The sequence below is a fragment of the Limnobacter sp. SAORIC-580 genome (assembly GCF_013004065.1).
Lineage (GTDB): Bacteria > Pseudomonadota > Gammaproteobacteria > Burkholderiales > Burkholderiaceae_B > Limnobacter > Limnobacter profundi.
Genome location: NZ_CP053084.1, coordinates 516,082 through 534,477 on the forward strand (window position 1 = coordinate 516,082; position 18,396 = coordinate 534,477).

General features: G+C 53.1%; 22 protein-coding genes. 14 read left to right on the forward strand and 8 right to left on the reverse strand.

Annotation, left to right across the window (positions count from 1 at the left end; translation table 11 throughout):
- Nucleotides 1-139 precede the first annotated feature (139 nt).
- Genes HKT17_RS02415 through HKT17_RS02455 form a run of 9 tightly spaced genes read left to right on the forward strand, consistent with a single transcriptional unit; the run spans nt 140 to nt 7,274 of the window.
- Nucleotides 140-1,060 carry a branched-chain amino acid transaminase gene (locus tag HKT17_RS02415; protein ID WP_171097564.1) on the forward strand — a complete coding sequence of 307 codons (921 nt, stop codon included), beginning with the start codon at nt 140-142 and terminating at the stop codon, nt 1,058-1,060.
- A gap of 6 nt (nt 1,061-1,066) precedes the next feature.
- On the forward strand, nt 1,067-1,270 hold the full coding sequence (locus HKT17_RS02420) for a zinc-finger domain-containing protein (RefSeq protein WP_008249601.1): 204 nt from the start codon (nt 1,067-1,069) through the stop codon (nt 1,268-1,270).
- On the forward strand, nt 1,267-2,304 hold the full coding sequence (gene waaF, locus HKT17_RS02425) for a lipopolysaccharide heptosyltransferase II (protein ID WP_256367107.1): 1,038 nt from the start codon (nt 1,267-1,269) through the stop codon (nt 2,302-2,304). Before HKT17_RS02420 ends, waaF begins: the two co-directional genes overlap by 4 nt.
- A gap of 37 nt (nt 2,305-2,341) precedes the next feature.
- Nucleotides 2,342-3,196 (forward strand): formyltetrahydrofolate deformylase, encoded by an 855-nt coding sequence (purU, locus tag HKT17_RS02430; RefSeq protein WP_171097568.1) that lies wholly within the window; start codon nt 2,342-2,344, stop codon nt 3,194-3,196.
- 53 nt (nt 3,197-3,249) lie between these two features.
- A complete protein-coding gene (locus tag HKT17_RS02435) occupies nt 3,250-3,705 on the forward strand; it encodes a YybH family protein (RefSeq protein WP_008249605.1) in 456 nt (151 codons plus the stop codon).
- Nucleotides 3,706-3,720: 15 nt separating this feature from the next.
- Nucleotides 3,721-4,719: a hydrolase gene (locus tag HKT17_RS02440; protein WP_171097569.1), complete on the forward strand. Its 999-nt coding sequence runs from the start codon at nt 3,721-3,723 to the stop codon at nt 4,717-4,719.
- The gene (locus tag HKT17_RS02445; RefSeq protein ID WP_171097571.1) at nt 4,712-5,353 is read left to right on the forward strand and encodes a DUF2946 family protein; all 642 of its coding nucleotides are present in this window, start codon (nt 4,712-4,714) and stop codon (nt 5,351-5,353) included. Before HKT17_RS02440 ends, HKT17_RS02445 begins: the two co-directional genes overlap by 8 nt.
- Nucleotides 5,350-6,471: a S1C family serine protease gene (locus HKT17_RS02450; RefSeq protein WP_171097573.1), complete on the forward strand. Its 1,122-nt coding sequence runs from the start codon at nt 5,350-5,352 to the stop codon at nt 6,469-6,471. The genes HKT17_RS02445 and HKT17_RS02450 overlap by 4 nt, the downstream gene beginning before the upstream one ends.
- Nucleotides 6,471-7,274 (forward strand): tRNA threonylcarbamoyladenosine dehydratase, encoded by an 804-nt coding sequence (locus tag HKT17_RS02455; protein WP_240965886.1) that lies wholly within the window; start codon nt 6,471-6,473, stop codon nt 7,272-7,274. Before HKT17_RS02450 ends, HKT17_RS02455 begins: the two co-directional genes overlap by 1 nt.
- Nucleotides 7,275-7,277: 3 nt before the next feature.
- Here the strand turns inward: HKT17_RS02455 and msrA are convergent, their stop codons facing one another.
- On the reverse strand, nt 7,278-7,820 hold the full coding sequence (gene msrA, locus HKT17_RS02460; protein WP_138517172.1) for a peptide-methionine (S)-S-oxide reductase MsrA: 543 nt from the start codon (nt 7,818-7,820) through the stop codon (nt 7,278-7,280).
- Between the two features lie 135 nt (nt 7,821-7,955).
- Between msrA and yajC the strand changes: the two genes are divergently transcribed.
- Genes yajC through HKT17_RS02480 form a run of 4 tightly spaced genes read left to right on the forward strand, consistent with a single transcriptional unit; the run spans nt 7,956 to nt 12,146 of the window.
- Nucleotides 7,956-8,297, forward strand: coding sequence for a preprotein translocase subunit YajC (yajC, locus tag HKT17_RS02465; RefSeq protein WP_008249612.1), 342 nt, complete (start codon nt 7,956-7,958; stop codon nt 8,295-8,297).
- Between the two features lie 10 nt (nt 8,298-8,307).
- On the forward strand, nt 8,308-10,200 hold the full coding sequence (gene secD, locus HKT17_RS02470; RefSeq protein WP_171097576.1) for a protein translocase subunit SecD: 1,893 nt from the start codon (nt 8,308-8,310) through the stop codon (nt 10,198-10,200).
- Between the two features lie 35 nt (nt 10,201-10,235).
- Nucleotides 10,236-11,189: a protein translocase subunit SecF gene (gene secF / locus HKT17_RS02475; protein WP_105028171.1), complete on the forward strand. Its 954-nt coding sequence runs from the start codon at nt 10,236-10,238 to the stop codon at nt 11,187-11,189.
- Nucleotides 11,190-11,213: 24 nt separating this feature from the next.
- On the forward strand, nt 11,214-12,146 hold the full coding sequence (locus tag HKT17_RS02480) for a flagellar brake protein (RefSeq protein ID WP_171097577.1): 933 nt from the start codon (nt 11,214-11,216) through the stop codon (nt 12,144-12,146).
- 2 nt (nt 12,147-12,148) lie between these two features.
- Here the strand turns inward: HKT17_RS02480 and HKT17_RS02485 are convergent, their stop codons facing one another.
- The 6 genes from HKT17_RS02485 to purB all read right to left on the reverse strand — a co-directional run bounded on the left by HKT17_RS02485 (nt 12,149) and on the right by purB (nt 16,525).
- Entirely contained in the window at nt 12,149-12,661 is a 513-nt protein-coding gene (locus tag HKT17_RS02485; protein WP_105028173.1) for a hypothetical protein, read from the reverse strand.
- Nucleotides 12,662-12,677: 16 nt separating this feature from the next.
- On the reverse strand, nt 12,678-13,400 hold the full coding sequence (locus HKT17_RS15480) for a hypothetical protein (RefSeq protein WP_205882479.1): 723 nt from the start codon (nt 13,398-13,400) through the stop codon (nt 12,678-12,680).
- Nucleotides 13,397-14,116, reverse strand: coding sequence for a PulJ/GspJ family protein (locus HKT17_RS02495; protein WP_171097579.1), 720 nt, complete (start codon nt 14,114-14,116; stop codon nt 13,397-13,399). Before HKT17_RS02495 ends, HKT17_RS15480 begins: the two co-directional genes overlap by 4 nt.
- On the reverse strand, nt 14,109-14,597 hold the full coding sequence (locus tag HKT17_RS02500; protein WP_105028176.1) for a prepilin-type N-terminal cleavage/methylation domain-containing protein: 489 nt from the start codon (nt 14,595-14,597) through the stop codon (nt 14,109-14,111). The genes HKT17_RS02495 and HKT17_RS02500 overlap by 8 nt, the downstream gene beginning before the upstream one ends.
- Entirely contained in the window at nt 14,590-15,036 is a 447-nt protein-coding gene (locus HKT17_RS02505; protein ID WP_105028177.1) for a type IV pilin protein, read from the reverse strand. Before HKT17_RS02505 ends, HKT17_RS02500 begins: the two co-directional genes overlap by 8 nt.
- Before the next feature lie 112 nt (nt 15,037-15,148).
- The gene (gene purB / locus HKT17_RS02510) at nt 15,149-16,525 is read right to left on the reverse strand and encodes an adenylosuccinate lyase (RefSeq protein WP_171097582.1); all 1,377 of its coding nucleotides are present in this window, start codon (nt 16,523-16,525) and stop codon (nt 15,149-15,151) included.
- Between the two features lie 191 nt (nt 16,526-16,716).
- On the opposite strand from purB, the gene HKT17_RS02515 reads away from it, so the two are divergent.
- Nucleotides 16,717-17,328, forward strand: coding sequence for a glutathione S-transferase C-terminal domain-containing protein (locus HKT17_RS02515; protein WP_171097584.1), 612 nt, complete (start codon nt 16,717-16,719; stop codon nt 17,326-17,328).
- On the opposite strand, the gene mnmA is transcribed toward HKT17_RS02515, so the two are convergent.
- A complete protein-coding gene (gene mnmA / locus HKT17_RS02520) occupies nt 17,322-18,395 on the reverse strand; it encodes a tRNA 2-thiouridine(34) synthase MnmA (RefSeq protein WP_371815424.1) in 1,074 nt (357 codons plus the stop codon). The genes HKT17_RS02515 and mnmA overlap by 7 nt on opposite strands.
- Between the last annotated feature and the right edge of the window lies 1 nt (nt 18,396).

An 18,396-nucleotide genomic window follows, 5' to 3' on the forward strand; every position in this document is an offset into this window, starting at 1 on the left:
TGTACTTCTTTTTTTAGAGTGGTTGATTGCACTATAGTGGTTCATTCTTCACCGAGTCAACGTGGTAAGCCCAAATCGGTGCTTGTTGGGTTGTAGAATATGTCGGTTTGGTAAATCTTGGAATTTCGGAGAATTCAGCATGTCAATGGCCGATCGCGATGGCTTTATCTGGTTTGACGGCAAACTCGTGCCGTGGCGTGAAGCTCAAATTCACGTGCTCACCCACAGTTTGCATTATGGTTTGTCTGTGTTTGAAGGCGAGCGTGCTTACAAAACAGACAAAGGCCCTGCCATTTTCAGGTTGAAAGAGCACACCGATCGCCTGTTCAATTCGGCCCACATTTACCGCATGAACATGCCCTACACCCGCGAGCAGATCATGGACGCCTGTTGCGACGTGGTGCGCGCCAACAACCTGGACTCTTGTTACATCCGCCCAATTGCCTTTTACGGCTCTGAGAAAATGGGCGTATCGCCCAAGGGTGCTGTAACCCACGTGGCAATTGCTGCCTGGCCTTGGGGCGCTTACCTGGGCGAAGAAGGTCTGCAGAAAGGCATTCGGGTTAAAACATCGTCTTACGCCCGTCACCATGTGAACGTGACCATGGCGCGTGCCAAGTTTGCGGCCACGTATGCCAACTCAATTCTGGCCAACACTGAAGCTGTGCAAGACGGATACGATGAAGCCCTGTTACTGGATGTGGACGGTTTTGTGGCTGAAGGCGCTGGCGAAAACGTATTCGTGATTAAAGACGGCTGCATTTACGAGCCTGAAATTGCCTCGGCCCTGGTCGGAATTACCCGCTCAACCATTATTTCCCTGGCCCGGGAAATGGGTATGGAGGTGAAAAGCAAGCGCTTGACCCGTGATGACATTTACATCGCTGACGAGTGCTTCTTCACTGGCACGGCGGCTGAAGTAACGCCCGTACGCGAACTGGACAACCGAACCATCGGTGCTGGCACACGCGGCCCAATTACCGAGGAATTGCAGAAGCGTTATTTCGACGTGGTGTACGGTCGAAATGAAAAATATGAACACTGGCTGACCCGGGTGTAAAGCATCATGATCAGTGATAAAAAAGCAAAACACGAAACTGTGCAACTTGATGGCGACCAGCTGCCTGCGTTTTGTCCCAACCCGGCCATGCCGGTGTGGAACACACACCCCAAGGTGTACCTGGATGTGACCAAAACAGGCAAGGCCACCTGCCCTTATTGCGGCACGGTGTACACCTTGAAGCCTGGTGCAAAAGTACACGCACATTGAAGGTTTTAATTGTTGCGCCCAATTGGATTGGCGATGCGGTCATGAGCCTGTCGCTGATTCAAGCCTTGCATCAAGACAACACCCTGCGGTTTGCTGACGGCAGACCCTGCGAAATCCATGTTCTAGCCCCACCGGTCACTGCGCCTGTGTACCAGTTTAGCCACGCTGTCCGAGCTGTGCAGGTTGAACCTTTTTCCCATGGAAAATTACAGTGGCGCTTGCGCAAACAAGTGGGTGCTTCGCTGGCCGGTCGTGGTTTTGACATGGCGGTGGTTTTGCCCAATTCCCTGAAATCAGCTTTGGTGCCCTGGTTTGCAGGCATTCCAAAACGGGTGGGCTATAGCGGAGAGCTGCGCACAGCGGTGCTTACGCATCCCTTGCCCAAGCCCTCCAAAAAAGCCAAGCCTCCCATGATCGAGTGGTACGGCCAACTTGGAGCCTATTTCGCCGATGTGCTTGAGTTTCCGGTGTTGCATGTTGAAGCGGGGATGCGCACCGAAGCATGCACCGAGTTTGGCCTTCAGCCCGGTTTTTTGGCCATTGCGCCCGGTGCCGAGTTCGGTCCCGCCAAGCGCTGGCCAGCCGGGCATTTCGCTGAAGTGGCGACCGGGTTTTTACTGCGCAACCCTTCACAGAAGGCTGTGCTGTTCGGTGGGCCCAAAGACTCTGGTTTTTGCGGGGAAATTCTTGGCCTGATGCCTTTGGATTTACAAACCCGTGCCTTTAGCCTGGCAGGTAAAACCAGTTTGGCGCAGGCTGTGGCCCTGATGTCGGCGGCTAGCCAGTTGCTGACCAACGATTCGGGCTTGATGCATGTGGCTGCTGCGTTAAACGTGCAGGTGCATGCGGTGTTTGGTTCCAGCAGCCCGCACCACACACCGCCCTTGAGCAGCAGGGCCAAAGTGTATTACCTCAATCTGGAGTGCAGCCCCTGTTTTCAGCGGGAGTGCCCACTGGGCCACACCAATTGCCTGAAAAAGCTCGACCCGAAAATGGTGTTGGAACAGCTGGTGCCTGCTTCTCAGGGAGTATGATCTTACAAGCCCATTTTCAACGCACCCTGGCCTTACCATGCGTGATTACATCCTGACAATTTCTTGCCCCGACACCACGGGCATTGTGTACAACGTCAGCAAATTTTTGTTTGACCAACAGTGCAACATTCTTGACTCTGCCCAATTTGGCGACGAGTCCACCAATCTTTTTTTCCTGCGTGTGCATTTTTCATTGCCGCTTGAAAGCAAGCTGACCGAAGTCGAATTGCAGGCCAATTTCGCGAAGGTGGCAGAGCCCTTCGCCATGAAATACCAGTTTTTTGATGCCCGTGTAAAGCCTCGCGTGCTGCTGATGGTATCCAAGTTCGGTCATTGCCTGAACGATCTTCTGTTTCGCTGGAAAAGTGGTCAGCTGCCCTGTGAAATTCCGGCCATTGTTTCCAATCATCAGGATTTTGCCCTGCTGGCCGCTTCGTACGGTGTGCCGTTTTACCACCTGCCTGTCAAGCATGAGGCCAAGGAGCTTCAGGAAACACAGATTCGCCAAATCATTGAGCGCGAGAAAATTGACCTGGTGGTGCTGGCCCGCTACATGCAAATTTTGTCGCCGGAATTGTGCCGCGATATGCTGGGTCGGGTGATCAATATTCACCACAGTTTCTTGCCCAGCTTCAAGGGTGCCAAGCCCTACCAGCAAGCCTTTGATCGGGGTGTCAAGTTGATTGGTGCCACGGCGCACTATGTGACCTCAGATCTGGACGAAGGCCCGATTATTGAACAAGATGTAGCACGCGTTGACCATTCTTTAACCCCAGAAGAGTTGACCGCCCGAGGACGTGACACCGAGTGTATGGTGTTGGCCCGTGCGGTGAAATGGCATTGTGAACACCGTGTGGTTTTGAATGGATCAAAAACCGTGGTGTTTCAGTGAGTTGCCTCAAAAATGTCATTCAAAACACATTAATACCTATCGGAGTGCGTTGAATGTCCCGAGCCAAAGTTATTCATTCTTCACCGCAAGACATCGAGCAAGCCTTTTACGAGGCACTTGAAGCGGCCGATCTTGAAGCCCTAATGGATCTTTGGGCTGACGATGAACATGTGGTGTGCATTCACCCTGGCGGCCCCCGTGTGGAGGGCTATCACGACGTGCGCGACTCGTGGAAGGAAATTCTTTCAGCGGGCGCTCTGCAAATTCGTGTGGTGCCTGTGCACCGTGTGGAAGGCGTGATGGTGTCGGTACACAACATTGTTGAACAAGTGATGATGAGCAGCTCGCGGGGTGAGCCTCATGTCGTGCAGGTGAATGCGACCAATGTGTATCACAAGGGGCCGAACGGCTGGAAAATCGTGATGCATCACGCAAGCCCTGCCATGGATTCTGAAGAAATGGTCGAGGACGACCTGTCCGACTTCGATCCGCAGCCTACGCTGCATTAATCAGGCTGAGGCAGTATGGTGTACCGCCCGCCCTGGTGGCTTCCCGAGGGCCATTCCCAAACCATCATGGCTGCACGTTGGGCCAACAAACCCAGCGTGCATTATCACCGTGTGCGCTGGAATACACCCGATGGCGATTTCATCGACCTCGACTTCACTGAGCCTCCTGAACAGGCAGCAAAACACCAAACGTTGTGGGTGTTGTTTCACGGCCTGGAGGGTTGCTCCCGCAGTCACTACAGCCTTGCGGTAATGAACCAGGCTCGCATGGCGGGGGCTTTGGGTGTGGTTGTGCACTTTCGGGGGTGTTCCGGCGAAAACAATTGGATGCCGCGTGCCTATCATTCGGGCGATTCTCCTGAAATGGACTGGATACTGCGCCGCCTGCGTGAACAGTTGCCAGCCGTTGAGCACATGCATGTGACTGGTGTTTCACTGGGTGGCAATGTGTTGTTGAAGTGGCTGGGTGAGCAGGAAAAGCAGGCGCAAGAGGTGGTCAGTTCAGCGGTGTCGGTGAGTGCGCCTGTCGATTTGCTGGCTGGGGCTGTGTCGCTGGCCAAAGGTTTCAACCTGGTTTATACCCGCATGTTTTTGAGTACTTTGGTGCCAAAGTCAATTGATAAGGTCAAGCGCTTTCCGGAATTGGGAAAGGCTGAAGACATTGCCAATTGCAAAGACTTCTTTGATTTCGACAACCGCGTTACCGCCCCTTGGCACGGCTTTCGGGATGCCGAGCATTATTACGCTGTGTCCTCGGCCAAGCCGCTGCTGAAACATATTGCGGTGCCCACCTTGATGATTCACGCAAAAAATGATCCCTTCATGAGTGGTCAACATTTGCCGGCACACCATGAAGTTTCTTCGCAGGTGAAGTGCCTTTTTACAGAGCATGGTGGCCATGTGGGCTTTGCCAATGGTCGCAGCTTGCGTTTGGGGCTGGACTGGTTGCCCAAGCAATGCGATGCTTTCTTTGCACAGCACTCTGCAAAGCAAACAGGAGCAAGTGGTGGATGACCTTGTAGAAAAAGCACTGGCGCGCTGGCCCAACGTGCCGGCTATTGCCGGGTGGCTCAAGTTAAACATGCAGGGCGACTGGCTGCTGACCGGGCCAGTGCCAGAAGGGTTAACAATCAGTCACCCGCGAATCTTGAATTTCATGGCGCGCAATTACGGCCGTGAGGCCGATGGCCGCTACTATTTTCAGAATGGCCCTCAAAAGGCTTATGTGCACCTGGCGTACACGCCTTGGGTGTATCGAATTCACCCGCTGGAACACGGCGCTTTGATGTTGAGCACCCACACCGGCTTGGTGTGTTGGCCTTTGGGCATGTATCAAGATGAACAGGGCAGGGTGTTGATTGAAGGTGAGCAAGGCATTGGCCTGTTGCACAGCAATGACATGGACCTGCTTGCGAAAGGCTTGCAAGAAAGCAAAGGCGAGCTGATTCACCAGGCCAGTTGGGCAGTGCCCGAAGTAGACCCCGACACCCTGATTGCTGCGCGCACAAGGCTGCGCCGTGACAAAACCACGTCCACGGGTCAACGCACTTGCACGTTGAAATTGCTGCCGATTGAATCGAGCGCTGTGGCGCTGCGTTTTCAATTCAACCCGAATCCAGAAGTTAACCAGCAGGATCCCAATTCGTGAAACCGAACCAGAATCAACGCGGTGCCTCAGCCACTGCATTGCTTGCCTTTGTGTTGTTTGTGGCTTTGCTGTACGTGCTGTACAACCAGTCTAGTATCGAAAACCTGTTCACCAGCCGCCCCGAAAATGTCACGCCACGTGTGGTGGAGGCGCGGGGAGATCTCGCCGCAGGCGAAAAAAGCGTGGTTGAGCTCTTCGAGGTGTCCAAGGCGTCCGTGGCTTACATTTTTACGGAAAGCGTGCAGGGCCAACTGTTTTTCAGGCGAGTGGCGGAAGGCACAGGCTCAGGCTTTATTTGGGACGATGCCGGCCACATTGTGACCAATGCCCATGTGGTGGAGGGCGCCAGTCGTATTCGTGTGCAGCTTGATGATTCCGAGCCTTTACCGGCGCGTCTTGTGGGTATTGCACCCTCATACGATCTCGCGGTGATCCGGCTGGTGAACAAGCCTGCCAACCTGCGGCCCATCCCTGTGGGCACCTCTGGCGACTTGCTGGTGGGGCAGTCTGTGTTTGCGATTGGCAACCCCTTCGGTTTGTCCAAAACGCTCACTGCCGGCATTGTCAGTGCCTTGGGGCGTACTTTGCCTGTGAGCAACGGGCGTGAAATTCCTGACGTCATACAAACCGATGCAGCGATCAACCCTGGCAACTCAGGAGGCCCCTTGCTGGATTCTGCCGGGCGTTTGATCGGTGTCAACACCGCCATTCTCTCTCAAAGCGGCTCCTCCGCTGGTGTAGGCTTTGCAATTCCTGTGGATTTGGTCAATGAAATTGTGCCGCAACTAATCGAGCGCGGTACCTTGCCCCGCCCCGGTATTGGCATTGCAGTGGCGGATGAGTCGCTGGCCCGCCGCCTGGGTATTCGCGGCATCGCAGTCATGGGCGTTGAGCCAGGTTCGCCCGCCGCCCAAGCGGGTTTGAAACCGTTTGATTTGCAGGCTGGTGTGGTGGGCGACATTATTATCGCCGTCGACCGCAAGCCAGTGGCCAATGTGTTGCAGCTGTCGAAAGCGCTTGAGGCTATTGGCGTAGGCGGTACTGCCAATTTGCTGGTGATGCGGGGTGACGACACGCGAGAAGTGGCTGTCAGTATCGTGGATCTGGAAGCGCGTTAATGGTTGAGCCGATGGACGAGCATCCGGATCTGAATCGACGTTTTGGCGGAATAAGTCGCCTGTACGGTGATGGCACACATGCGTTTCTCAATCAGCGCGTTCATGCCATGGTGGTGGGTGTGGGTGGCGTGGGTTCCTGGGCTGCTGAGGCCTTGGCTCGCAGTGGGGTTGGCCACATTACGCTGGTTGATATGGACCATGTTGCTGAAAGCAACATCAATCGGCAAATTCAGGCCACTGATGCCACCTTGGGGCGGGAAAAAATCAAGGCTTTGGCCGATCATATTCATGGCTATTTCCCGCAGTGCCAAATTACTTTGGTGGATGCGTTCCTGGAGCCTGACAATGCACAGGCCCTATTGACTGAATTTGCTGCTGCGGCTGGCGAATGCAAAGTTGTATTGGACTGTTGCGACAATGTGCGGGCGAAGGTGGCCATGGTGACTTGGGCCAAGCGTTTAAACCTTGCCGTGGTGCTGTCTGGCAGCGCGGGCGGAAAAACCAAACCCTGGCTTGTGCAACCTGCCGATTTGCGCGACACCACCAACGACCCTTTGCTGGCCAAGGTGCGGTACACCTTGCGCCGCGAACACGGGTATGCCAAGGACCCCAAGAAAAAATTGGGCGTGTCGGTTTTCTATTCAGCGGAGCAGGTCAAGCGCAGCGATGCTTGTGAGCCCGCGGCTGGGCTGAATTGCGCAGGTTACGGTTCAGTGGTTGCAGTAACCGCCACCATGGGCATGCAAATGACCGCGTGGGCCATTGCGCACGCGGTCGATAAGCGCAGCAAACCTGGTTCTTAAAACTTAGCGCTTGAACAGATCACCAAACAGGTCTTCAGCCTTCTCAACCTTTGGGGCCACCACATAGGCGCAGTAAGGTTGCATCGGGTTGTTCTCGAAGTATTCCTGGTGGTATTTCTCGGCCGGAAAATAATTCAGCAAGGGCGAAATCTCGGTCACTACCTTGTCGCGGAAAATTTTCCGTTTTTCCAGGTCTTCAACAAAAGCCACGGCTGTGTCGCGTTGCTCGGGCGTGTGAAAGAAAATAACCGAGCGGTACTGCGTGCCCACATCGTTGCCTTGTCGGTTCAAGGTGGTGGGGTCGTGAATGGCGAAAAAAACTGCCAATATTTTCCGGAATGAGATGAGTTCCGGATCGTAGTGCAGCCGGATTACCTCGGCATGGCCGGTTTTGCCGCCACACACCTTGTCATAGTTGGGGTTGGGGTCGCTTCCCCCGCTGTAGCCCGATTCGCACAACTCGATTCCTTTGAGTTGCCGGAAAACAGCTTCCGTGCACCAGAAACAACCCCCGCCCAAGGTTGCCTGTTCTATCTTGCTCGACATAGATCAAAGCCTATTTTTATTGTTCCCACAATCGCTAAGTGAATCTTTAAGTGGAACCCAAGTCAAGCCTTTTGGTCTGAATTTTAAGTGTCAAGCGTTGTATACTCGGCGCGAACCCATCACAACTTTAAGGAGATGACTGTGATTTCATCCGCGTTTGCGCAATCCGCAGCCGCTGGCCCGGAAAGTGGCCTTTTAAGCTTCCTGCCCCTCATTTTGATGTTTGGCGTACTTTATTTCTTGGCCATTCGTCCCCAAATGAAGCGCCAGAAAGAACACAAAGCCATGGTTGAAGCCCTGCAAAAAGGCGATGAAGTAATTGCCTCGGGTGGTTTGCTGGGCAAGATCAGCAAAATCAACGAATCGTACATCACGCTGGAAGTGGCCGAAATGGGTGACAAGCCTGTTGAAGTTGTGCTGCAACGCGCTGCTGTGCAAAGCCTGCTGCCTCGCGGCACCCTGAAAGAAACACGTTAATTTTGCTGTCATGAATCGATACCCTGTCTGGAAGTACCTGATGATCGCCATTGTGTTGGTGCTGGGTGTGTTGTACACCCTGCCCAATTTTTATGGTGAAGCGCCCGCTGTGCAGGTTTCAAGTGGCAAGTCCACCTTGAAATTATCACCCGATCTGGCTGACCGATTGTCCAGTCAGCTTGAGGCGCAAGGCGTCAAGCCCGATGGGGTATTTTTCGAAGAAACACTGGGCGGCGGAACTCTGAAATTAAGGTTCAACTCGTCTGAAGAGCAATTAAAGGCGAGAGACTTTCTTCAAAGCCAGCTTAACCCAGACCCGGCAGACCCCGATTACATTGTTGCCCTGAATTTGTTGTCGCGCTCACCTGACTGGCTGACCAACATCAATGCATTGCCCATGTACCTGGGTCTCGATTTGCGGGGTGGTGTGCATTTCCTGTTGCAAGTGGACATGGATGCTGCACTTGAAAAACGCAAGGACGCCTTGCTGGCCAGCGCCAAGCAAACCTTGCGCGAAGAAGATTTGCGGTATGCCAGCGCGCCCCGCACGCCCGCTGGTTTTAACCTGACCTTCCGCGATGCAGAAGCCCGCAACAAGGCGCAGGCTGCCCTGGCCAAGGAATACCCGGACTTGCAGCTTGCCACTCCTGAAAACAGCACTGAATTTGCGCTTGTAGCGACGTTGGCGCCAGAAATTGAACAGCAGGCGCGCGAGTACGCCTTGCGCCAAAACATCACTACATTGCACAACCGAATTAACGAATTGGGTGTGGCCGAACCCGTGATTCAACGCCAGGGTGCGGACCGCATTGTGGTGCAGTTGCCGGGTGTGCAAGACACGGCGAAGGCCAAAGACATTCTGGGCCGCACTGCGACGCTGGAAGTTCGCATGGTGGATGACAGCCCGGAGGCCCAGTCTGCCCTGGCCAGCGGTATTGTTCCTTTTGGCCTGGAGCGTTACACCGAGCGTGGTGGCCGCGATTTGTTGCTGAAATCGGAAGTGATTTTGACTGGCGACAACCTGACCGATGCGCAAGCCGGCTTTGACAATCAAACCCAGGAACCTGCGGTGCATTTGACGCTGGACAGCCAGGGTTCCCGTATTTTCCGTAACGTAACTGCTGAAAGTATTGGCAAGCGCATGGCGATTGTGCTGATCGAGAAAGGCAAGGGCGAGGTTGTCACCGCGCCGGTCATTCGCGGTGAAATTGGCGGTGGCCGCGTGCAAATCTCAGGCAGCATGAATACGGTTGAGTCGGCTGACCTGGCCCTGTTGCTGCGTGCGGGTTCGCTTGCTGCACCCATGGACATCATTGAAGAGCGCACCATTGGCCCTAGCCTGGGTGCTGACAACATTGACAAGGGTATTAACTCAACCCTGTATGGCTTTGTTGTGCTGGGCGCATTCATGATCGTGTACTACTTGTTGTTTGGTGTGTTTTCAGTGTTTGCACTGGCGGTCAACGTGATGTTGTTGTTTGCCTTGTTGTCGGTGTTGCAGGCCACCCTGACATTGCCAGGTATTGCAGCGATTGCGCTTACCCTGGGTATGGCGATTGACGCCAACGTGCTGATCAACGAGCGTATTCGCGAAGAACTTCGTGACGGCGCGCAGCCGCAGCAAGCAATTGCTGCAGGTTACGAGCGAGCATGGGCCACCATTCTGGATTCGAACATTACCACCTTGATTGCCGGTTTGGCTTTGCTGATTTTTGGCTCAGGCCCTGTGCGTGGTTTTGCAGTGGTGCATTGTCTGGGTATTTTGACCTCGATTTTCAGTGCGGTTGTGGTGTCCCGTGGTGTAGTCAACCTGTGGTATGGCCGTAAAAAGAAACTGGACTCTGTCAGTATCGGGCAAATTTGGCGTCCAAGTGATGACACTGCTGTCGCTAAAAAAGCGTGACCCACACCAACCGAACCAAGTGAACTAAAAGCAAAATGGAACTATTCAGAATCAAAAACGACATTCCGTTCATGCGGCATGCCAAAATTTTCAACATTATCTCGTTCCTGACTTTTGCGGCAGCGGTGTTTTTTCTGTCCACGAAAGGCTTGAATTTGAGCGTTGAATTCACCGGTGGTGTACTGGTTGAAGCCCGTTATTCCCAGCCTGCCGAACTCGAGAAAATTCGCGAAGGTTTGCGTGCCACCGGAATTGATGAACCGCAGGTTCAAAACTTCGGTACAGCGCGCGATGTGCTGGTTCGTTTGGCTGTGAAAGATTTGCAATCGGGCGTATTGGGCACCGAAGGCAAGCTGAATCAACAGGCACTCACCGAGCAGGTGTTAAATTTGGGTGGCCCAAACGTGCAGCTAATGCGAGTTGAGTTTGTTGGCCCACAAGTTGGTCGGGAGTTGGCCGAGAACGGTGTGATTGCCTTGATGGTGGTGATCATCGGCATCATGATCTACCTGGCCCTTCGCTTCGAATGGAAGTTTGCGGTTTCAGCCATTGTGGCCAACTTGCACGACGTGGTCATCATTCTCGGTTTTTTTGCCTTCTTCGGTTGGGAGTTTTCCCTGGCGGTGCTGGCAGCGATATTGGCTGTTTTGGGTTATTCAGTGAACGAATCGGTGGTGGTATTCGATCGAATTCGCGAAACATTCAAGAAAGTCCGAAAAATGACCGTTGAAGAGACCATCGACAACGCAATTACCCGAACAATTTCACGCACCATCATTACCCACGGTTCTACCCAGATCATGGTGTGCTCGATGTTGTTTTTTGGTGGTCCTACCTTGCACGGTTTTGCCTTGGCGCTGACCATTGGTATTTGCTTTGGCATATATTCCTCAGTGTTGGTGGCCAGCCCCCTGTTGATGTGGCTGGGCCTGACCAGGGAAGACTTGGTGAAGCCTGTGAAAAAAGACAAAGAATTTGAGACCCCGTAAAACGGGGTTAGTAAGCGAGGCAGCGTGGACAATCCCAAAGACCTTTCGCCTTTGGCCAAAGGCGACATTGAAATAGGCAAGGCGCTGCCATTCGCAATCTTTGACAGAAGCGGTGTACTGCTGTTGGCTGAAGGCCAGGCGGTTAATAGCCAGAAACAGCTTGATGAACTGGCCGCCAAGGGCTTGTACCATAACCCCCGGTGGGCCAACAAGTTTGTGATTCAACCGGGCAAGCCCCAAATTGATCCAAACGCCTTGCCCAGAATGCTTTCCGCGAAACAGGCGTTTGAAGATCCCTTCGAGACGGGCAGCCAACTGAAAATGTCTGCGCCTGGGCAATCCAAAGACCCTTTCCATGTTCGTTTAATCGGTAGCATCCCTCAAGCCGCCATTTTGATCACGCACCCCATGCGGGATGGCAAATGTGTATTTGCCAAAGAAGGGCAGGTTTGGGAATTCCAGGCCACCTATGGTTTGTCCATTTACCGCTTCAGTTCAATGATTGAAAAGGTGTTGCTGTCGCCGCACCCGCTGATTGTGATGTCATGGCCCCATGAAACTCATCTGGAGTCGCAGGCCATTCGCCGCGCCAGGCGTGTGAATTGCGATTTGCCTGCCACCATTCGTTTGAATGGCAGTCAAAGTGGTTCAGTCGAATCGATCACTGCTGTAATCGATAATATTTCAACTGGGGGGCTTGAACTGTTGTTTGCCAAGGCGGTATCTTTCAAAATAGGGCAATCCATCTCGATTGCGTTTCAAATCATTCTGGATGATCGCAAGTATTTGATTGAATGCGATGCCGAGGTGGTCTCAAAACCGCGTGACTCTGGCCCCTCCTCATCAACTTATGGCTTTGCCTTAAAGTCGCTGAACGATGAGCAATTTGCAGTCATTCACGCGTTTGTTAGTGATCGCCTGAATCACCGTCTGGGTCCCCAGCTGTATTCAAAGTAGCCTCAAAGCGGACTAACCAAGGTGTACACGCTGACATTTTCTGTCTGGTTGTCTCGTGTGTGCGCGTCAATCCATCTGGCCTCGATGTGCACCCAAACGCCGTTGGTCTGGGTGTTCAAATTGGGTAAGGGCCGAATGCTGACACACGACGCCGCACCCTGCGCCCATGCGCGCGGCAATGTGGCCTGGCTCAGGTTAATTGCGTTGTTGGGTGCACCCAAGGCCCTTGGTCCATTGTTGGTGCATTCGTAGCCCCTGGCTCCCGCGTAACTGTTCAAGTGATCTTCCAGCCTCCCCGAGAACTGCTGCATGCGGGCGATGATTTGTCCGCGTGGCGTGTCCCTGTCCAGGTCGGAAATATTGGCCAGCAATACATTGCCAATCTCTGCGACTTGGGTTGCAGCGATTGAACGCACATGGGTCGAATTCTTGGCGCCATAGTTGGCTGTCCAGTTTTTGGCATACAGCACCAAACCAATGGACAGCACCAGAATGGCGATCAATGCGTCGACCATTGAGAATCCGTTTTTTCTAGAATCCAACTTCATGTTTGCCTTTTGATTTCGGAGGTGGCGGCCTGGGTTCTTCCCGGGGCGGTGGCTCTGAAGGAGGTGGGTGTTGCACCGGCGGCGCTGGTGGCGGTGGCGGCGGCGGATTGGGGTCGGGTGGCCTTGGCGGTGGCGGCGGAGGTGGTGGAGTTTGGATAGGATTGTAAGGCAGACCGTTGCTGTCTTCGCGATTGAACACAAATGAGCGTTTGACGCAACCCGATTCCACCCCGTCACTCCCTGAACAATTCACGCTGGCAACAATTTCGAAAGTGGCGCGGTAGTTTTCATCTGAAATGGCATGGTCGCAGTTGTATGGCACTACAATGCCGCGGATTACAATGTCCTGCCGGGTGTCGTCGGGGGTGTTCGGACTGGCCAATTGCACTTGTGGGCTCAATGTTTCAGGCAAAGCCACCGTGAATGAGCATTCACCTATAATCCGGTTATCTCCACGGTGAGAGTCGATTAGCTGCTGAATGGCCGCATCGTTGCCAAAATTGTGGGTGTAATGTCGAAGGCCGGCATAGGCCAACTGGCGCGCCTCTTCAATATGCTGTTTGGAGTTGGACAGATAAAGATCCAGGCTTGTGGTGGTGATGTTTTGCAGGCTGATCAGCCCGAACACAATCACCAACACCACACATACAAACACGCCAAGTGCACCGGTTTGTAATTTATCGTGCGAGTTGCGCCGCTTTTTCATGATCCAACCCTTACCCGCGTTGTGTTCAGCAGGTGAATAACTCTCGCTTCTTCATACTGCCCCTCGGTCAGGTTGTTGCCAATTTTGGCTTTGAACATTGCAATCCAGAACATATTGGATTCGGGGTTGTTCTCTATCACCGAGTTGCAATTCTGTTCGTAGTAAGCAGTGACTTGGTTCGGTGTGTTGGCTTGAAATCTGCAAAACCGAATGTTGGTGAATTCAAAGTCGTGCTTGTTGTTTAAATCACGCCAGTCCGGGCTGTTGTTGCAAAATGCGCCATGGTCAAATTGCGCCATATTGACGCCGTTCAGTTCCCTTTGAGCCAGCACGCCATTGAGCAGACGAAAGCCGGTTAAGTTAATCACGTCATTTCCGCTGCGACTGACCCGGGTGGGAATACTCAGACAAAAGTTTTGGCTGGTGGGTTGGTATCCGTTGCATTGGGCCGCCTGGTTTTGCAAGCTGCACAGCTGTATGCCTTTGGCCTCGACATCCGGGTTTTGGTAACTGCCACCCCGGTTCAGGTGAACCGTGATAATTTCACCAATCCGATTAACCTGATCCACCAGCTTTTCGGTATTCAAATCGTTTTGTGCGCGCATGCTGACACCCATTAATTTCAGTGCGCCGGTAATGCTGATCGCCAACAAGGCCATGCCAATCAAAAGGCTGACTGTGGATGCGCCGTGACAACGCCAGGTTTTGTCAGTCATAGCTCACCACCCCGTTGCCGATACCCAAGAAGGTGATCTGTGCGCGCCTGTCACGGTAGTTCAGAGTCAGGCGTGTTTGGTTTTGTGTGTCGAGCACACCCGACACCGCATTGAAATTCAGGCGCACCGCACCTGCCAAGGTGACGTCATTCAAGGTGGCTGAAAATCCGCGATTGTTTTGGCTGCTGGTTTGTGCGTACCACGCGCTACAACCCTTCAGGAACGGATCGTGTTGAACAGTCACATTCAGATTCACCGCCGCGCTGGCGGGTTGCAGGTTCATTTGAACCGGGCATTCGGTGATTGCAGCCAAATTGCGCGCTTGGTCCACATACGTGTCCAGCCGGGATACCTTGACCTTCAGCGTTTGTTTGTTCAACACCGAGTTCATACTCGGGATTACAGAAACGGCCAACACGCCTACCACGGCCAAGCCAACCACTATTTCGATTAAGGTGAAACCGTTGTCTGCCTTAGCCATGTGGAACACACCTTTCAGATGTGTTTTGATTAGAGGCAGACCGGGCGCCAAAACGTTGAATGCCCATGTCACTTTCAACAATCAGGATTCGGCAGGCCTCGGGCAGCTTCAGTGGCGCGCTCGCGCTGGGGGTAACTTCTGCGCGATAACCCCGAAAGTTGGAGTTCGAGACCACCACGCTGTATTTGGCTGATGAAGGAAGAACCAAGCGGTTTGCATTCGGTGCGCCATTGCTTGAGACACCCTGCGCGTAGCGTCCGTAACGTTGCCTGTGCAGTTGCTGGCTTAATGCCAACTCTACGCCAAACTCCCGCATGGAACGAAAGTTGGACTTCTCCCAAGAAGATTCATACCCAGCATAGCTTAGCGTTGCGAGTACACCGACAATTGCGATTGCAAATGTCAGTTCAATCAAGGTAAATCCGAGGCCTGCACGCATGGTCAAACACCAAAAATGACTCTATGTGCTTGAGTATGCGTGGGTATTTCGTGCTGATCATCCCCGAGGCAGGGTACTTACAAACGGTGGTCGTTTGCCCCGGGGGTGATTGTCAAATGCGCTTGGCCAGCTCGGCGGCTTTGCCGATGTAGCTTGCGGGAGTCATGGCCAGCAGGCGTGTTTTTTCCGCTTCGGGCAGATCAAGCTGGGCGATGAATTGCTTCAATCCTTCTTGTGTAATGCCCTTGCCGCGGGTCAGTTCTTTCAACTGTTCGTACGGGTTGGGCAGGCCGTAACGACGCATCACGGTTTGTACTGGTTCTGCGAGCAATTCCCAGGCGTTGTCGATGTCGGCGGCGATGGCTGCTTCATTCACCTCCAGTTTGCCCAGGCCACGCAGGCAGCTTTCATAGGCCAACACCGCATAGCCTATGCCCACGCCCAAGTTGCGCAGCACGGTAGAGTCGGTCAGGTCCCTTTGCCAGCGTGAAACTGGCAGTTTCTCCGCCAGGTGTTTCAACACCGCGTTGGCCATGCCCAGGTTGCCTTCTGCATTTTCGAAGTCGATGGGGTTCACTTTGTGCGGCATGGTGGATGATCCCACTTCACCTGCTTTCAGCTTTTGTTTGAAGTAGCCCAGGGAAATGTAGCCCCAAATGTCGCGGCTCAAGTCGATCAGAATGGTGTTGGTGCGGGCAATTGCATCCATCAGCGCAGCAATGCCGTCGTGTGGTTCAATTTGAATGGTGTAAGGGTTGAAGGTAAGCCCCAGGCTTTCAATCAAATCACGGCTGAGCCTTTCCCAGTCAAAATCGGGGTAGGCTGACAGGTGAGCGTTGAAGTTGCCCACGGCACCGTTCATTTTGGCCGGCAGCTCGACTGCTTTGATCGCGGCGATGGCGCGCTCCAACCGGTGTACCACGTTGGCAAATTCTTTGCCCATGGTGCTGGGGCTGGCTGGCTGGCCATGGGTGCGGCACATCATCGGAAGGTCTGCAAACTGGTGGGCGTAATTGCGCAGGGTGGTCACCATGCGGTCCAGTGTCGGCAAAATCACTTGTTCACGCGTTGCTTTCAACATGAGTGCATGGCTCATGTTGTTGATGTCTTCAGACGTGCAAGCGAAGTGAACAAACTCCGCTGATTTTTTCAGTTCTTCATCGGCTTGAAACTTTTCTTTAATAAAGTATTCAACAGCCTTGACATCATGGTTGGTGGTCGCTTCGAATTCCTTGATGCGTTGGGCATCTGCTTCTGAAAATTCGGTTTTGATGGCTTCAAGTTTTGCCAAAGCTGTTGCGGAGAAGGCAGGGAGCTCAGAAAAGCCCGCATTGGCCAGTGCCTTGAGCCATTCGATTTCTACGATCACGCGGTGGTGCATGAACCCCGCTTCAGAGAGCAATGGGCGCAAGTTGGCCACTTTGGACTGGTAACGGCCGTCAAGCGGGCTGATTGCGGTTAAGGTGCTTAAAGAGTCTGAAGAGATCATGCGGGTGGTAAAAATTGAGGTTTTTCAAAGCCTTGTATTGTAACCTGTCTCACTGGAAACTGTTTGGACAGAATGGTGTCCGCGGTGGTATTTTGGAATTCTGCTTGTTCAATTTGTAAAACTGTTAGACACTTTCAGGTCGTAAAAAACAAGACGCAATCTCATCCAGGATTGTATTTAGGAGAACTGTGATGAAACTAGTGGGATCCCTGACTAGCCCCTTCGTGCGCAAAATTCGCGTTCAGCTTCAAGAAAAAGAAATTCCGTACGAGTTTGTTCTGGAAAATGTGTGGGATGAAAATACCCGCATCGCCGACCACAATCCGCTGGGCAAAGTGCCTTGTTTGATTTTGGATGGTGGCCAGACTGTATTCGATTCTTTGGTAATCTCAGGCACGCTTGAATACATGATGCCAACAGTGCCCTTGTTGCCAACAAACCCCAATATGCGTGCCTTGGTTCGCACCATGGAGTCTTTGGGGCAGGGTATTAGCCAGGCCGCTGTTGATATTATTCTGGAGAAGAAATTCCATGAAGGTGACAAAGTAAGCCAGGCATTGATTGATCGTCAAACCCAGAAAATTCACAACGGCTTGGCCTGGGTTTCCCACCGCATTAAGACCACCCCCGGTTTTTACCTGACCGAGCAATTCAGCCTGGCGGACATCACGGTTGGTTGTGCATTGTTCTACCTGGATTTCCGCATGCCTGAACTGAAATGGCGCGAGTTGTATCCGGAATTGAATGAATATTCCGAACGCATTGCCTGTCGCCCAAGCTTTGAGGACACCAAACCTCAGTAACTGGCAATAACTCCGCCACCTAGGCACACATCACCCTGGTAAAGCACTGCGCTTTGCCCGGGTGTCACTGCAAACTGGCTTTCCATGAAGTTCAACTCGAAGCCTTGATTGGTCAATTGGAAGTCACAAGCCGAGTCTTCCTGGCGATAGCGCGCCTTGCAAGCCATGTGTGTTTCTGAAGGCGCCTGGCCTGAAATGTAATGGGCCTGTTCGGCTGCCAGCACTTTCTGGTGCAACCAAGGGTGGTCATGGCCTTGCACCACATACAGCGTGTTGTTTTTCAGATCCTTACGGGCCACAAACCAGGGTTCGCCGTTGCCTTCTTTCTGGCCACCAATACCGATGCCTTTGCGCTGGCCCAGTGTGTAGAAGCTCAGCCCCACATGCTCGCCAATTTGATGGCCCTCGTCATTCAAAATGGGGCCTGGTGCAGTGGGCAAATACCGATTTAAAAACTCGCGAAAAGGGCGCTCGCCAATGAAGCATATGCCAGTGCTGTCTTTTTTGGTGGCGTTGGCCAAACCGAGTTCAAGCGCTATTTTCCGCACTTCGGTTTTCTGTATTTCACCGAGCGGAAACAAGGTTTTACTCAGCTGCGCCTGGTTCAGCCGGTGCAGAAAATACGATTGGTCTTTGCTGTGGTCCACCGCTTTCAGCAGCTGGAATTCACCGTTGACTTCCCGCACGCGGGCATAGTGCCCAGTGGCGATGTAATCGGCGCCCAGGCTGTAAGCGTGATCAAGGAACGCTTTGAACTTGATTTCGCTGTTGCACAGAATGTCGGGGTTGGGCGTGCGGCCGGCGGAATACTCTTCCAGAAACACGGAGAACACCCGGTCTTTGTATTCGCTGGCGAAATTGACCGCTTCAATGTCGACACCAACCACATCGGCAACGCTGGCCGCGTCCAGCCAGTCTTGCCGGCTGGAACAATATTCCGAGTCGTCATCGTCTTCCCAGTTTTTCATGAAAAGACCAATCACGTTGTAACCCTGCTGTTTGAGCAGCCATGCCGACACTGAGGAGTCAACCCCGCCCGACATGCCAATAACTACTGTTTTTGCCATG

What these genes read in the sequence shown, in the direction of transcription:
- HKT17_RS02415 (WP_171097564.1), top strand. Translation starts at nt 140, where the DNA reads ATGTCAATGGCCGATCGCGATGGCTTTATCTGGTTTGACGGCAAACTC.
- HKT17_RS02420 (WP_008249601.1), top strand. Translation starts at nt 1,067, where the DNA reads ATGATCAGTGATAAAAAAGCAAAACACGAAACTGTGCAACTTGATGGC.
- purU (WP_171097568.1), top strand. Translation starts at nt 2,342, where the DNA reads ATGCGTGATTACATCCTGACAATTTCTTGCCCCGACACCACGGGCATT.
- HKT17_RS02435 (WP_008249605.1), top strand. Translation starts at nt 3,250, where the DNA reads ATGTCCCGAGCCAAAGTTATTCATTCTTCACCGCAAGACATCGAGCAA.
- HKT17_RS02440 (WP_171097569.1), top strand. Translation starts at nt 3,721, where the DNA reads ATGGTGTACCGCCCGCCCTGGTGGCTTCCCGAGGGCCATTCCCAAACC.
- HKT17_RS02455 (WP_240965886.1), top strand. Translation starts at nt 6,471, where the DNA reads ATGGTTGAGCCGATGGACGAGCATCCGGATCTGAATCGACGTTTTGGC.
- msrA (WP_138517172.1), bottom strand. Translation starts at nt 7,820, where the DNA reads ATGTCGAGCAAGATAGAACAGGCAACCTTGGGCGGGGGTTGTTTCTGG.
- yajC (WP_008249612.1), top strand. Translation starts at nt 7,956, where the DNA reads ATGACTGTGATTTCATCCGCGTTTGCGCAATCCGCAGCCGCTGGCCCG.
- secD (WP_171097576.1), top strand. Translation starts at nt 8,308, where the DNA reads ATGAATCGATACCCTGTCTGGAAGTACCTGATGATCGCCATTGTGTTG.
- secF (WP_105028171.1), top strand. Translation starts at nt 10,236, where the DNA reads ATGGAACTATTCAGAATCAAAAACGACATTCCGTTCATGCGGCATGCC.
- HKT17_RS02485 (WP_105028173.1), bottom strand. Translation starts at nt 12,661, where the DNA reads ATGGTCGACGCATTGATCGCCATTCTGGTGCTGTCCATTGGTTTGGTG.
- HKT17_RS15480 (WP_205882479.1), bottom strand. Translation starts at nt 13,400, where the DNA reads ATGAAAAAGCGGCGCAACTCGCACGATAAATTACAAACCGGTGCACTT.
- HKT17_RS02495 (WP_171097579.1), bottom strand. Translation starts at nt 14,116, where the DNA reads ATGACTGACAAAACCTGGCGTTGTCACGGCGCATCCACAGTCAGCCTT.
- HKT17_RS02500 (WP_105028176.1), bottom strand. Translation starts at nt 14,597, where the DNA reads ATGGCTAAGGCAGACAACGGTTTCACCTTAATCGAAATAGTGGTTGGC.
- HKT17_RS02505 (WP_105028177.1), bottom strand. Translation starts at nt 15,036, where the DNA reads ATGCGTGCAGGCCTCGGATTTACCTTGATTGAACTGACATTTGCAATC.
- purB (WP_171097582.1), bottom strand. Translation starts at nt 16,525, where the DNA reads ATGATCTCTTCAGACTCTTTAAGCACCTTAACCGCAATCAGCCCGCTT.
- HKT17_RS02515 (WP_171097584.1), top strand. Translation starts at nt 16,717, where the DNA reads ATGAAACTAGTGGGATCCCTGACTAGCCCCTTCGTGCGCAAAATTCGC.
- mnmA (WP_371815424.1), bottom strand. Translation starts at nt 18,395, where the DNA reads ATGGCAAAAACAGTAGTTATTGGCATGTCGGGCGGGGTTGACTCCTCA.